The organism is Flavobacterium riviphilum (genome assembly GCF_055231795.1).
The window spans coordinates 1-14,305 of record NZ_JBUYSY010000002.1; the positions used below are offsets into that span (position 1 = coordinate 1).

The following is a 14,305-nucleotide window of genomic DNA, read 5'->3' on the forward strand; positions in this document are numbered from 1 at the left end:
ACAGCAGCGGCATCCTTTGCTTTTTTCCTTTAAAAAAGCAAAGATACAGCGGATGGCGGGACCCAATGCTGGCGAAAAAGCCTATTTTCCCTGCTCCTTAGAATTTAGCTGTTGTGTGGGTTTGTCAACCACAATACGTTCGGGTCTGTTGGCCAATTCCCAAGCCATAGCAAAGGCCAATTGGGTTCTTTTGGTTAGGGCATCAAACTCTATTTTGCTGACTTCGTCAGTTTTTTGATGGTAATCCTCGTGCACGCCATTGAACAAGAACACGGAAGGAATCCCGTATTTGGCAAAATTATAATGGTCCGAACGCTCATAGAAGTGGTTTGGGTCATTCTTGTCGTTGTATTTAAAGTCTAAGTTCATTTGGGTGTATTTTTTATTGGCATTGACCGTGATGTCGTGCAATTGCGAGGAAAGACGGTCGGCACCAATTACATATACATAATTGTTGGTGTTGGGATGGTCATAATCACGTCGGCCAATCATGTCGATGTTGATGTCGGCCACGGTGTTTTTGAGCGGGAACAACGGGTGTTTGGAGTAATAGCGCGAGCCATGTAATCCGTGTTCTTCTCCAGTAACATGTAAAAATAAGAGGGAACGTTTAGGACCCTGTCCGTTTTTCTTAGCGATTTGGAAGGCTTGTGCAATTTCTAATAGCGCTACTGTACCGGAGCCATCGTCATCGGCACCGTTGTATATTTCGCCGTCTTGTATACCAACATGGTCATAGTGAGCCGAGATGACTATAATTTCTTCGGGTTTTTCGCTGCCTTCTATAAATGCCCAGATGTTTTCGGAATCGGGAAGTTTGTCGTAGCTAGTCGACATAAATTGTGAAGGTACTTTTTGATAGTAGTTTTGCGCCCCTTTAGGAAACGGAATTTGATTGTTTTTGTAGTGTTCGATGAGGTACAAACCTGCTTTTTTTTGTCCTTTACTTCCTGTTTCTCTACCTTCCATTTCGTCAGAGGCTACTATAGTAAGGTGTTTTTTGAAGTCTTCGGCAGTAATGCTAGACAGATATTTTTTTACAGGGTCGGGTTTTGTTTTGTTTTGCGAAGTACACGAAAATGTAATTAAGGCAGATAAAATAAGGGCTTTTTGAATCATGGATAGAAGTTATTTTTTTAAAGTTTCGTTTAAGAAAAGTTTTAGGTATTCGAAAGAGCGTTTTGCTGCTTTTTCATTGTAAGCGGCTCCTTTGGAATTGTCGTTTCCTGCGTTTGGATCGGTAAAGGAGTGCACGGCATTGGCATAATATATCATTTGCCAATCGGCTTTGGCATCGCGCATTTCTTGTTGAAAGGCAGCAATTTCATCTTTGGGCACAAAAGGATCATCGGCACCATGACAAACCAAAACTTTAGTCTGAATTGGAGTAGTAGCACGAGTTGCCTCTTTACCTAAACCGCCATGGAATGATACGACTCCTTTGATGTTCAATTGGCCTCGAGCCGCTTCTAAAGCGCCTGTTCCTCCAAAGCAAAAACCAATCACGGCAATATTATCAGGATTGGCACCCGATTGAATGAGTTGTGCCAAGGCTAGGTTGATTCTTTTCTGATACAAGTCGGTGTTCTTTTTGTAATAACCGGCATTTTTACCAGCTTCGGCATTGTCTTTTGGGTAGTTTCCTTCTCCATAAATATCGGCAATAAAGGCGTGATAGCCTAAATTGGCTAGTTCGATGGCGGTTTGTTTGGCATGGGCATCGATGCCTTTCCAAGCGGGAAGGATTAAAACACCAGGTTTTTGGCTGCTTTTTTTCTTGGGTTTAATAGCTAGGCCGTTTAGTTTTTGATTGCCATCTTGATAGGAAACGGCCTTGAGTTGAGCATAACTCGAAAGACAACAAAAGAGGGATGCAAGGAATAGTATTTTGGTGTTTTTCATGAGGTTAGTTTTTTACAGTACGTGCAATATAAATAAAAAAAATACCCTCGTAAAATTTTACGAGGGTATTTTGAACTATAGCATGGTATTATTCACCAGGGTGATAGGTTTTTTCTGCATTTTTTTGAACGTCTTCTTTGTAAAATAAAACGTCTTTGAATTGGGCGTTTTGATACCTTTTGGCTTGATCCATGAAATGCGTTGATTTAGGATCTCCCGAATTTCCTCCAGCTAATAAAGATTTCGCTTTAATTTTTGGGCCAAATTCAACGGCGCAAACAAAGCTGTTGCCGTTGTAACCATAGCGTTTTTTGCTGTTGTTTTGATACGAACTTTTAAAGGCAGGTAAACTTCCCCACAATACCGAAGCGGTACCCATGGCTAAACTTTCTTGGTTGTCGTCATACGTTAAGTCTATGTCTCCCGAAGGGCGTTGAAAACGGTTGATGTCGCCCCACGGAATTTCCCACTTGCCAAATTTGGCTTGCAATTCTTGTGTTACTTCTCGTAATTGTGGCAACATATCCTCAATGCCAGCCGTTTTGGCAAACTCGGTCATGTTTTCAACTTGGTCTTTTTCGCCTTCGTCTATGTAGACTTTTTGCAAAATAGGATTTAATTTGAATGCCCATTCATTGGCAAGCGTTGTGGCAACAGAGGTAGTGTCTGAGTAGTAATTCCAATTTTTCAACACTTGAATGGGAGCTTCCAAATCTTTGAATTTGGGTTCTTGGGCTTTGGCGTCTTTTTCAAAATTGGCAATCAAAGCAGGAAGCAACACTTCGAAAGCGGATAATTTTTGGTTGTAGCCATCTTTTATCAATTCTTCAAGAGTATACTTTTTTTCTTGGCTAAAAATACGAACGGCATTAATTCCTCTAAAATTTTCACCATCAGGGGCCATATAAGGCATATAGTTGGATTCTTTTGGGCTATTATTACCAGCAACTGAATAGGGGGTGGAGTTACAGTTTTGCAGCCATCCGTTACTTGGATTATACAAATGCACGGTTTCGGACACAGGATGTAAGCCTTTCCATTGTGTTTTAGACGTACTTCCGTCAACAACTTTTGCCCAATTGTAGTTTTTGTCGCGAATCGGAATTAAGTTGCCATGCCAATACGCAATATTCCCTTTGTTGTCGGCATACACCGTATTGTTGGACGTATTAGCTTTTAAATCCATCGTTTTTTGATACTCATCAAAGTTTTTGGATTTGGTTCTTGTCCAACTTTGAATTAGACTTTGCATGTTTCTGTTTTTGGATTGTAAACTAATCCATTTTCCGTCGCGCTTAGCCATAATCGGACCGTGAATGGTGAAGTAGGTCTTGATGGTTTTGGAGGTCATTTGTCCTTTGTCCAAATACTTTAGAACGATATTTTTTTCTTTTACGGGTAATAATTTGCCGTCGTATTCAAAGAAGCGTTTTCCTTTTTTCTCTACAATTTTTTCAGCATAGGTATCGGCTACATCTACATTAGAAGACGTATGCATCCAACCACAATTTTCGTTAAAACCTTGGTAAATGAAAAATTGCCCCCATGTTACTGCACCATAGGCGTTCAATCCCTCATTGCTACTGATGTGGATTTCGGGTCTGAAATAAAAAGTAGTGTGTGGATTAATGTACAAAAGTGCATTGCCAGTAACCGATTTGGAAGGCGCAATGGCAAAACCATTAGAACCCGTTTGCACGTTAGGGTCTCTTTGAACATAAGCTACTTTGTCGTTGTTGCCAGAGTAAAAAGCTTTTAGTTCAACTGTGGTTAAATCGGCGGTGCTAATTGCGCCAATACTACCATCGGTCCAAAGCAATGGAAACCAAGGTTCAAAGTGGGTTAATAATAAAGGTTTAACTTGTGGATTTTTATATAAATAATAGTTTATGGCATCGGCATAACTGTTCATTAGTTTTTTGAGCCATGGAGCAGCCTTTTTATATTCTTCTTTAGCTTCTTCGGCATCTATTAGTAATCGGGTTTCCAAATCATTGTACAATACATCAATGCCTTTTACTTCGGCTTGACGACCAAGTTTGTCGATGTAGTTCATTTCTACTCGTTTAAAATCGTCTTCGCATTGCGCATATAACATACCAAAAACGGCATCGGCATCGGTTTTTCCGTATACATGAGCAATACCCCAATTGTCTCTAATAATAGTGACATTTTGAGCTTGCTGCTCCATTCTTTTTAGGTCTTTTGGAGTTAGTTTTTGTGACCAAATTACAGCTATCGTGCACAAATAAAGTAGTGAGGTTACAAAATAACGGTTTTGTATATTCATTTTATTGTAGGTTAAATTGTTGTCCTTCTGTTAATACGCTCATGTTTAACGATGAAATACTAACAAGATTATTTTTAGGTGATTTTGTAATTTTTTTCGGATTTCTGACTACGATTACTTCGCTTTCGCCAACAACTTTCACTTTTTTTCCAGTAACAATTATGGCAGTGCTTTCGTCAATTCCGATACCTACATGATCTGGAAATTCTACTAAGCCTGTGAGTAAACGATTGTATCGACTTCTTTTTAAAAAATGTTGATCAATAATTACATTTTTTACTAATCCCAATCCGGAATCGGTTTCGAGGTTGTCGTATCTTATGTTGTCAAAGGTTTCGGTGTATTTGGTTTCTAGTTTTTGGTTTCCTGTTATCATATTTTGGCACATCACTGCAGCTCCTGCGCTAGTACCAGCAATAGTACTTCCATTTTGATAGGCTTTGTGAATGGCATCATAAATAGGGGTGCCGCGAACAACTCCCATAAAACGGGTTTGATCGCCTCCGCTTATGTAGATGAGTTTGGCTTTTTGAAGCGAATCGGTTAAGACTTTGTTTTGATTTGTGGATTTGTCAAAATTGAACATTAAGATAGGCTGGGAGGTGAGCTGGCTTAATTGTTTTTTGAAATAAAAATAGGCACTATCAGGCTCTTCGCTGGACATGGGAAGTACAGCGATATAATCTTTTGCCTTTAAGTCGGCTACTTTTAATAGCTGATTCATGAGTTGGTCCGAACGTTTTCCTCCGCCAATGATAAATAAGTGACCTTTTGGTGATTGTGCATAAAGTGAGGTGGCGCTACAAAAAAAGTAAGTCAATAGCGTCAAACTGATAAATTTTGAAAATGACATAAGTGTGATTTATATAGGTTAAGTTAGTATGTACAAGGATTAAGATTTTGATAAAACACCATCTATTACATAGAAGTTTTCAAAGTTTCCACCTGAAATTTCTTTCCATTGCGCTAGGTTAAAGCTTCCGTTTCCAGTAGATCCTCCTTCTATGGTATAGGATAGAATGGCTTTTTTATCGTTATTCCATGTTAGTTTTGTGTCTTTTATACAAACTTCTGGTGCTGTTGCAGAGGCCTTTAAAAAATAAGCATATCCTTTGCCGAAAACAGTAGCTAAGCCATTTTCGTTGATACAAACTGCAGTTTCTTCCATCACACCAATTCCTTTTGGTTCTATCCAATTATAGTCTTTAACCAATCTAGCCAAAAAAGTAATGTGTCGTCCTTTTCGATCTGGGTTATTGTAGTGTGTGTCAGTAATAGTATTTTTTAAATAGGGATTGTCTATAAAATCACTTCTACCTAGCGTTAAGTTATTGTTGTATGGGTTGGTTAAAGCTTCTAAAGAAGTAATAGTATTGTTTTCTGCAGTAAAAAATGCTTCACCCATAATGGCACAGCCTGCACTAGTACCCCCAACAGGAACTTTTTTTACTTTGATCAAATAATTAATAGCCTCTTCGATAGGGGTGTTTTTCCAATATCGAACGTAATTGGCTTGGTCACCACCCGCAATAAAAAGCATTTCGGCTTCTTTGATGCGTTCGGCAACTTTTGGGTTGTTGGCCAATTCGGAGTTGTTAATTAAAAGTGTTTCAACAGAATTTACTTGTCGAATTCCATTTTCTTTTACTAAGTCATACAGATATGAATTGTAACCTGTAGATCCAGAGGCCCTAATAATAACTACATCACCACCTTTGGATTTTTCTATCATCCATTTCATGGCGTTATCTACATCCGGTCCTCCGCCCATTAAAACAGTTCCTGCTGTTGTAGTAACAATTACATCAGCGGGATCGCCTATAATTCCAATCGAAGAGGGTACTGGTTGATATACAGGTGGTTGGCTTGAGGGGTCAATGGAAGGATCGCCATTACAACCAAGGAAAGACCAAAATAGGACGATTGAACATCCTAGTTGGGTGTATGATTTGGTAATAGAGGATAGCATGGTTGATTTTTTGGGTTTGGGTTTAGTGTTATAAACTTATGTTACGTTTGAACGCACAACCTAACTCGATGATGGAATCAGTTTTGGCGATACCTGGAATATTGTCTATTTTTTCGTACAATAATTTACGCATGTGTTCATGATTTTTGGCTATCATTTTAATGTATAAAGTATAAGAACCAGTGATGAAATAACACTCAGTAATTTCTGGTATTTGTTGAAGTTCTTCAATAACTCGTTTAGAGTCGGCATCTTTGTTTAGGGTAATTCCAGTAAATGCGCCCCAATCATATCCAATTCTTTTTTCATTGATAACAGGTTTGATGCCGGTTATAATACCTTGTTCAATTAATCTGTTGATACGTTGGTGAACCATTGTATTTGAAATTTTCAAACTAGTGGCGATGGCCGAAAAAGCCATACGACCATCTTTTTCTAATTCCTTAATAATATTGATATCGTACTCGTCTAATACTTCCATTTTTAGTGTTGGTTTTAAGTTAAATTCACTTTTTTTCGGTTTATAAAAATAATTATTTTTATCTCATTTCAAAATGAAAGGGTTATTTTGAGTTCAAAAATATAAAAATGACTTGATTTTACACTTTTTGAAGTAAAAATAAACTTAAATTTTCATATTAAAGTCAAAATAAATTATTTTTTATTGTTTTTTGAAAAAATAGTTTATTTTTGTGTGGTTAAAACTATATAAAGACCAAAAATATGATACAGGAATCTCAAATTATGTCCTCAAAAGCAGCAGAATTAATAGAAAAAGAAGATCAATATGGTGCCCATAATTATCATCCGCTACCTGTAGTTTTAGAACGAGGAGAAGGTGTTTATGTTTGGGATGTGGATGGAAAGCGTTATTTTGACTTTCTTTCAGCTTATTCTGCCGTAAATCAAGGCCATTGTCATCCAAAAATTGTTGGGGCTATGGTGGATCAAGCACAAAAATTGACCTTGACTTCAAGAGCTTTTTACAACGATAAATTAGGAAACTACGAAGAATACATTACCAAATATTTTGGATTTGATAAAGTACTACCTATGAATACTGGTGCCGAAGCGGTAGAAACAGCTTTGAAAATTTGTAGAAAATGGTCCTATGAAGTTAAAGGAGTAGCAGAAAATCAAGCTCAAATTATAGTGTGCGAAAATAACTTTCACGGAAGAACTACTACTATAGTTTCTTTTTCCAACGACGAAACAGCACGTAAAAGTTTTGGCCCATTTACTGAAGGATTTGTCAGAATCCCTTACGATGACATTGACGCTTTGGAGAAAGCATTGCAATCATCACCCAATATTGCTGGATTTTTGGTAGAACCTATTCAAGGAGAAGCGGGTGTTTATGTGCCTTCAGAAGGATACTTGGCCAAAGCCAAAGCGCTTTGTGAAGCACATAATGTATTGTTTATTGCTGATGAAGTGCAAACTGGAATTGCGCGTACAGGACGTTTATTAGCAGTGCATCACGAAAATGTACAACCCGATATTTTAATTTTAGGAAAAGCAATTTCAGGTGGTGTTTATCCCGTTTCTGCGGTGTTGGCAAACAATGAAATCATGAATGTAATCCAACCAGGGCAACACGGTTCTACTTTTGGTGGAAACCCAATAGCAGCAGCAGTTGCAGTAGCCGCTTTGGAAGTAGTTAAAGAAGAAAATCTTGCGGAAAATGCTGAACGTTTGGGTGCGATCTTAAGAAAAGGATTAAATGAAATTGCATCTAGAAATCCCTTAATTGCTTTAGTACGCGGAAAAGGCTTGTTGAATGCGATTGTTATTAATAGTGATGAAGAGTCGGATTTGGCTTGGAATATTTGTTTGAAATTTAGAGATAATGGTTTGTTGGCCAAACCAACACATGGGAACAAAATTCGTTTTGCCCCTCCATTAGTGATTACCGAAGCGGAAATTGCAGAATGTTTGGCTATTATTGAAAAATCTTTAAACGATTTTAAATAGAAATGATGAAGCCAATAAAGTTGATTAAAAATAGATCCGACATCGGAGCTGGAACTCGTGGGTCGGATTTAGGGGTTGATGCAATTGAAATTGCGGCTATTAACTTAGGGAGTGACTATTTCAATCAATATCCTTTTGAAGATGTTAAAACGCATAATGAATCGATCTATGACAAATGCAATAGTACCGTTGCTAAACGAATAGAGCATGTAGTCGAACAATGTGTACGAGTAAACAATGCGATTGAAAAAAACATTACTCAATATTTTCCTATAGTACTTTCAGGAGATCACTCTTCGGCTTTAGGAACGATTAGCGGGATAAAATCGGTTTTTCCTGAGCAAAATGTAGGAGTAGTTTGGATAGATGCTCATGCTGATTTGCATTCTCCTTATACTTCTCCCTCGGGAAACATTCATGGTATGCCTTTGGCTGCGGCTTTGGCAAACGATAATTTAGAGTGTAAGTCTAATGAAGTTAAAGATAATACCCTGAAGTATTGGGAAAAAATGAAGAAAATAGGGTATAAAGGCCCTAAGATTCAACCCGAGAATTTGGTGTATTTTGGTGTTCGCGATACCGAAGAAGCAGAAGATCTTCAAATGGAGCGTTTAGGAATACGCAATTATAAGGTAGATGAAATTAGGTATCGAGGACTTTCTACCTGTGTGGATGAAGCCATAGTGCAATTGTCGCATTGCGAAGTGATTTATATCTCTTTTGATGTAGATTCTATGGATTGTGACTTGGTTTCTTATGGAACGGGAACTCCGGTAGCTAAAGGTTTTGATCAATTTGAAATCATTGCAATAATTGATCAAATAATCAAGACTAAAAAAGTAGTTTGTATTGAAATTGTAGAAGTAAACCCGCTTTTGGATACCAAAGGCAATAAGATGGCCGAAACCGCTTTTCAGGTTTTAGAGGCCATTACTTCCACACTTGTATTACCTATTGAATAGGTGGTTTTAATAGTTTGTTTAGTTAGCCCAGATTTCTTTTGAAGTCTGGGTTTTTTTATGGTAGGGTGGTGGTTTTGGGAGGTAAGGTTATGGCTTGTTTGTAATAGTATTCGGTGAGTTATTCAATAATTAATTCGATGATATGCTGTATTTATACCAAAAAAAACCGCCTCGCAAATGGAGACGGTTTGATTCACTAATTAAAAAATGGAAAATTAATATCCAGGGTTTTGAGTGATTTGTTTGTTGGTATCCATTTCTCTTAATGGAATTGGGAATACTAGCAAATCAGAATTCCAAAGAATTGAAGAGGTTACTGATCCTTTGGTTCTTTTGATGTCGTGGATTCTAAAACCTTCCATTCCTAACTCTAGTTCTCTTTCTCTTAAAATTTGAGCAAGTGTAATAGAGGTAAAAGTTTTAGCAACGGCTCTAGTTCTTAATCTATTGATGTCGTTTAGAGGGGTGTCGCCAACAGTTGTTCCGGCAACAAAATTAGCTTCAGCACGAATCAAATACATTTCAGCTAATCTTATAATTCCAACATCACCAAATTCAGATTTAAATTTAGATGTAAGTCTTCTTCCGTTATCTGGATTTATGTAATTGAAATTACGTCTTTCGTCATTTACATCGTCAAATTTATTTAAATAAGTAGTTCTTATTTCTACGTCACCACCACGACCACCATTGTCTTCAGAGGCATACATATTGTTAGCTTGGTTGTCTCCTGTTTGTTTTGTAATTTGAATGGCAAATATATCTTCAATTTGATTAACATCGTGGTTAAATGCTTCTTTATATGTTGCCATCAATTTTGCTCCACTGTTAGCAATTACATCGTTTGCTGCGTCTCTAGCGGCAGGATAATTTTGCATTTGCAAATAAACTCTTGCTAATAATGCTTTTGCAGCATATTTGTTGGCATAAAATTCATTGTTTGCAGGAAGATCATTGTAAGCTTTATTTAATCCAGAAATAACAACATTGTATACTTCTTCAACTGTACTTCTTTGAGCAGAAAGATCAGTGTTGAAGTTGTAGATTGCTTTATCTCTAATGATTACTCCAAGTTGACTATTGGTTTTACCAGCCTCATATGGTTTAGCAAAAAAACGAACTAAATCAAAGTAAGCTAAAGACTTTAAGAAATTTGCTTCGGCTACCATTCTTGCTTGTTTGGCTGGATCAGAAACTTTATCAATGTTTTCAATAACAATGTTACATGAGTTGATTATTTGATAATTTCTTGCCCAAATTTGTTGAACAATACCATTGTTTACTAGCATTGTTTTATTATACATCTGTCTGAAATCAGCAAAAGTACCTCTCCAGCGTAAATCAGTTGTAGTAGTTGATCCAGTTTGACCCAATAAATCACCAGCTACTAATATTCTACCTCCGTACACATCTCCATTAGCGGCAATGGCATATGTACCTGTTAAAATATCAGAAATTCCTTTTTCAGTACTTAACGCTACGGTGTCGTCTATGCTTTGTCTTGGGTCAAGTTCTAATTCATTTTCACAACTCATTAAAAAAGCTGAGAATAATGTATATATAATTAATTTTTTGATTTTCATTTTGCGTTTTTTTAGAAATTAATGTTTACACCTAAAGCAATTGTTCTTGCTGGTGGAGCAGAATAGAATTCTTCTCCAATTCCAGTGTCATCTCTTCTAGCTTCTGGGTCATAACCAGAATAGTTTGTAAAAGTAAGTAAATTTACCCCAGTTCCATAAAAACGAACACTACTTAAACCTAAGTCTTTAACATATTTACCAGGTAACGTATATCCTATGGTTAAATTTCTTAAACGAATAAAGTCAGATTTATCAAGGAAACGGGTAGAGTGTTGTGTTCCATTTGAGCCATATAATCTAGCTTGAGGTACATCAGTAATATCACCAGGTTTTCTCCAACGTCTTAGTTGGTCAACAGTTTGGTTGTCAAAATAATCAGCTGCTACAGATTGATAAATACCAGCAGAGTTGTAAATGCTAGCACCCCATTCGCCTTGGAATGTGAAATTGATATCAAAACCATTTACATTGATGGTATTAGTAATACCCGCCATTAAAGTTGGGAAAGGATTTCCGGCTATTACTCTTTGTGCTTCACTGTAAACATTAGTCGTTGATCTGTCAATACTTCCGTCGGCATTTTTAGTGTTTTTGTAAAACAATGCATCTCCATTGGCTGGATCTACACCAGCGTATTCTACTAAGTAAAATGATGATACGTTTTCACCAACTCTGTTGATTGTAAATGTATTAATTACATCTTTGTTGTCGTTTGGTAAGGATAAAACTTTTGTGTTGTTTGTTGTTAAGTTAAAACTTGTTGACCATTTGAAGTTTTCGTTGGTGATGTTTTTTGTATTGATAACAAATTCAACCCCTTTACTTTCAATTTTTCCAATGTTTTTATTTACCGAAGTAGCACCTGAACTTAACGCAAGTGGTACACTAAATAATAAACCATCTGTTTGTTTTTTATAGTAGTCAGCTTCGATGTTGATTTTGTCAAAAATACCAATTTCTGCTCCAAAGTCAATTTGAGAAGATTTTTCCCAAGTTAAATCTGGGTTACCTGCTTGTGTAAATGAAATACCTGTTCTTAAGTTGTAAGAGTTGGCACCGAAGAGTTGTCTTGAAGCAAAGTTTCCGATCTCGGCATTTCCTAATTTACCCCAGCTTCCTTTTAATTTTAAGTACGAAATAGTTGCGTTGTCTTTTAAGAAGTCTTCTTCAGTTACAACCCATCCTGCTGATACAGCTGGGAAAGTACCGAATCTGTTGTTTGCTCCAAATCTAGAAGAACCATCTCTACGAATACTTGCTTTGATTAAGTATTTGTTTGCATATGAATAGTTTAAACGTCCAAATTGAGATAGGAAAGTGTAGTCTGTTTCGTTTCCTGAACCTCCATTAACTTCTGCACCTCCATCAACGGTTTGGAAATAATCATTAGGAAAATAAATACTAGTTACATCTTGATATCTTCTGTTGAATTTGTTAAACTCCATACCCACAACTGCATTTATATCATGCTTGTCAGCAAAAGTTTTTTCAAAAGTTAAGTAATTACTAGTAATATAGGTTTCGTTGTTTACTGAGCTAGCAAAAACTTCTCCGTCAGTTGACATAAAAGGAGTGTTTTTTCCATTCCAGTTGTCTTCCGTTTGAGACATTAAATCGTAAGAAAAATCAGTATTAGCTTTTAAGTAAGGTAATATTTTTAATTCTCCATAAACTTTACCTGTCACTCTTCGTACTAATGTTTTCCAAAAAGAATTATCTATAGCTAGTAAGTAGTTAGCGTATAATGTGTTTGGATTTGCTGTACCGTCTGCTAAACGAATAGGAGATAATGGTGATTGAGCAACAGCTTGTAAAGGAGTTGTAAATGCGTTATCATCTTGAACACGATCTATTTTCGCTCTAGAAAAGCTTAAATTCATTCCAGCAGTAAAGCGATCGGATATTTTATGAGAAACATTTGTTCTAGCTGTTATTCTTTGTAAGGCATTACTGTTGATGATACCTTTTGTATCATTATAAGCTCCTGAGAAAAAATACTTTGTGTTAGCATCTCCGCCTGATACTGCAAAATCAGCATCTGTGGTGTATCCATTTTTAAAAGCGGTATCTTGCCAATCAGAATCAACTTCTAATTTTCTCCAATCAGTACCTTGAGCTAAAAAATCAAAGGTATCTTCTGCTTCAGCTGCATCACCAGTACCATTTATAGAAGCTTCTGTAAATAGTTCAACATATTGAGCGGCGTTTAACCATTTTCTTTTATTAGTAGCTTCACTTACTCCTTGAGATAGATTGATAGAAAATGATCCTTTTCCTTCCTTCCCTTTTTTAGTTGTGATGATAACTACTCCATTAGCACCTCTTGCTCCATAAATAGCTGCTGAGGAAGCATCTTTTAAAACATCAATAGATTCAATTTCATTTGAACTTAATGTTAATAATGGGTTAGTAGGGGCGCCATTACTAGATTCGTTTGTAGTAATTAATGGTACTCCATCTAAAACATATAAAGGTTCTTTTCCAGCACTGATACTAGCTGCACCTCTCACACGTACACTTACGCCACCTTCAACCTTACCATTAGTTTGAGTAATTTGAACCCCTGCTAATTTACCTACTAAAGCATTTTGAACGTTAGAAACAGGAATTTGCTGAATGTCTTTAGCTGTCACTCTTGAAATTGCATCGGTAGATTTCTTTTTAGATTGAGTACCATACCCCACAACTACTACATTTTCCAAAAGATTAGAAGCATCTTTTAGTCTTACAGTAACTTTAGATGATGCGTTTACCTCAGTTGTAGACATACCTACAAAACTAATTACCAAAACATCTCCTTGAGAGGCTTTGATAGTAAATACCCCGGAAAAGTCAGTTTGTGTAGAGGTTTTGCTTCCTTTTACCACTACGTTGGCTCCTGGAATTGGAATTCCTGCTTGGTCTGTAACGACCCCATTAACAGTGAGTTCTTGTGCGAATGTTATTTGCATAAACATTGCAAAAAGAAAACACAATAAATGCTTACAATTAATTTTCATGTTAAAAATGATTAAGATTAGTTGCGCCAAATATCATAATATATTGTTAATTAAAAAATTAAATCTGTAATATTTTTAATAATTAACAGTAAAATTGTAAATAATTGTAATATATAAGTAAAACTCAGTATAATTTGTAATAAAATAAGGTAAAAATTGTTTTTATTTTAATGAATGTTGTGATTTTCAAGTCGAAAACGATGTATATTTACTTTTTCAATGATGTTTTTAGAATATTTTTCATTTAAAATCACTAAAATTAAGTTAAATTAATGTTTTTTGGTAAAGCTTGTAGTTTGTAGTTTATGAATTTTTTAATTTATGTATGCTTTATAAAATCACTGAGTTCTTTTTTGCGTCTGTTTATAGTATTGAATTTGAATAGGTTTTATGCTATTAGAATATAGTATAATCTTGTTGTGCTGTTTAAAGTACATTTGAATTTAACTTTGCAAAATTTAGAGATGCGATAATGAATGTGGGCAATGAATTTTTTTAACAAGTTTTAAACTTGGTATCAAACATTTTATACTAAAGGAAGAATATTGTATTTAATTTATGATTTTTTTTAAGGTAAACACCTTTTGATGTAAAAAAGCAAGTACATTAAGTAGTATATGTATGAC

General features: G+C 36.1%; 10 protein-coding genes. 2 read left to right on the top strand and 8 right to left on the bottom strand.

Going from position 1 to position 14,305, the window contains the following annotated elements:
• Positions 1-81 precede the first annotated feature (81 nt).
• The 6 genes from ACZIX2_RS02690 to ACZIX2_RS02715 all read right to left on the bottom strand — a co-directional run bounded on the left by ACZIX2_RS02690 (position 82) and on the right by ACZIX2_RS02715 (position 6,642).
• Positions 82-1,116, bottom strand: coding sequence for a M28 family metallopeptidase (locus ACZIX2_RS02690; protein ID WP_463338954.1), 1,035 nt, complete (start codon positions 1,114-1,116; stop codon positions 82-84).
• A 12-nt stretch (positions 1,117-1,128) separates the two neighbouring features.
• Entirely contained in the window at positions 1,129-1,902 is a 774-nt protein-coding gene (locus ACZIX2_RS02695; RefSeq protein WP_463338539.1) for a dienelactone hydrolase family protein, read from the bottom strand.
• 88 nt (positions 1,903-1,990) lie between these two features.
• Complete coding sequence (locus tag ACZIX2_RS02700) at positions 1,991-4,192, bottom strand: penicillin acylase family protein (protein ID WP_463338540.1); 2,202 nt, start codon at positions 4,190-4,192, stop codon at positions 1,991-1,993.
• Position 4,193: 1 nt separating this feature from the next.
• The gene (locus ACZIX2_RS02705; RefSeq protein WP_463338541.1) at positions 4,194-5,045 is read right to left on the bottom strand and encodes a cyanophycinase; all 852 of its coding nucleotides are present in this window, start codon (positions 5,043-5,045) and stop codon (positions 4,194-4,196) included.
• Positions 5,046-5,084: 39 nt separating this feature from the next.
• Positions 5,085-6,161, bottom strand: a complete 1,077-nt coding sequence (locus ACZIX2_RS02710) for a cyanophycinase (protein ID WP_463338542.1) — start codon at positions 6,159-6,161, stop codon at positions 5,085-5,087.
• A 28-nt stretch (positions 6,162-6,189) separates the two neighbouring features.
• A complete protein-coding gene (locus tag ACZIX2_RS02715; RefSeq protein ID WP_463338543.1) occupies positions 6,190-6,642 on the bottom strand; it encodes an Lrp/AsnC family transcriptional regulator in 453 nt (150 codons plus the stop codon).
• 242 nt (positions 6,643-6,884) lie between these two features.
• On the opposite strand from ACZIX2_RS02715, the gene rocD reads away from it, so the two are divergent.
• Together rocD and ACZIX2_RS02725 are read left to right on the top strand one after the other, a co-directional pair.
• Complete coding sequence (gene rocD, locus ACZIX2_RS02720; RefSeq protein WP_463338544.1) at positions 6,885-8,135, top strand: ornithine--oxo-acid transaminase; 1,251 nt, start codon at positions 6,885-6,887, stop codon at positions 8,133-8,135.
• A gap of 2 nt (positions 8,136-8,137) precedes the next feature.
• Positions 8,138-9,097 carry an arginase gene (locus tag ACZIX2_RS02725; RefSeq protein ID WP_463338545.1) on the top strand — a complete coding sequence of 320 codons (960 nt, stop codon included), beginning with the start codon at positions 8,138-8,140 and terminating at the stop codon, positions 9,095-9,097.
• 215 nt (positions 9,098-9,312) lie between these two features.
• Here ACZIX2_RS02725 and ACZIX2_RS02730 read toward each other — a convergent pair whose 3' ends face one another.
• Both ACZIX2_RS02730 and ACZIX2_RS02735 read right to left on the bottom strand, forming a co-directional pair.
• Positions 9,313-10,680: a RagB/SusD family nutrient uptake outer membrane protein gene (locus ACZIX2_RS02730; RefSeq protein ID WP_463338546.1), complete on the bottom strand. Its 1,368-nt coding sequence runs from the start codon at positions 10,678-10,680 to the stop codon at positions 9,313-9,315.
• An 11-nt stretch (positions 10,681-10,691) separates the two neighbouring features.
• The gene (locus tag ACZIX2_RS02735) at positions 10,692-13,631 is read right to left on the bottom strand and encodes a SusC/RagA family TonB-linked outer membrane protein (RefSeq protein ID WP_463338547.1); all 2,940 of its coding nucleotides are present in this window, start codon (positions 13,629-13,631) and stop codon (positions 10,692-10,694) included.
• Positions 13,632-14,305: the final 674 nt, after the last annotated feature.

What these genes read in the sequence shown, in the direction of transcription:
- rocD (WP_463338544.1), top strand. Translation starts at nt 6,885, where the DNA reads ATGATACAGGAATCTCAAATTATGTCCTCAAAAGCAGCAGAATTAATA.
- ACZIX2_RS02715 (WP_463338543.1), bottom strand. Translation starts at nt 6,642, where the DNA reads ATGGAAGTATTAGACGAGTACGATATCAATATTATTAAGGAATTAGAA.
- ACZIX2_RS02735 (WP_463338547.1), bottom strand. Translation starts at nt 13,631, where the DNA reads ATGCAAATAACATTCGCACAAGAACTCACTGTTAATGGGGTCGTTACA.
- ACZIX2_RS02730 (WP_463338546.1), bottom strand. Translation starts at nt 10,680, where the DNA reads ATGAAAATCAAAAAATTAATTATATATACATTATTCTCAGCTTTTTTA.
- ACZIX2_RS02705 (WP_463338541.1), bottom strand. Translation starts at nt 5,045, where the DNA reads ATGTCATTTTCAAAATTTATCAGTTTGACGCTATTGACTTACTTTTTT.
- ACZIX2_RS02710 (WP_463338542.1), bottom strand. Translation starts at nt 6,161, where the DNA reads ATGCTATCCTCTATTACCAAATCATACACCCAACTAGGATGTTCAATC.
- ACZIX2_RS02725 (WP_463338545.1), top strand. Translation starts at nt 8,138, where the DNA reads ATGATGAAGCCAATAAAGTTGATTAAAAATAGATCCGACATCGGAGCT.
- ACZIX2_RS02695 (WP_463338539.1), bottom strand. Translation starts at nt 1,902, where the DNA reads ATGAAAAACACCAAAATACTATTCCTTGCATCCCTCTTTTGTTGTCTT.
- ACZIX2_RS02700 (WP_463338540.1), bottom strand. Translation starts at nt 4,192, where the DNA reads ATGAATATACAAAACCGTTATTTTGTAACCTCACTACTTTATTTGTGC.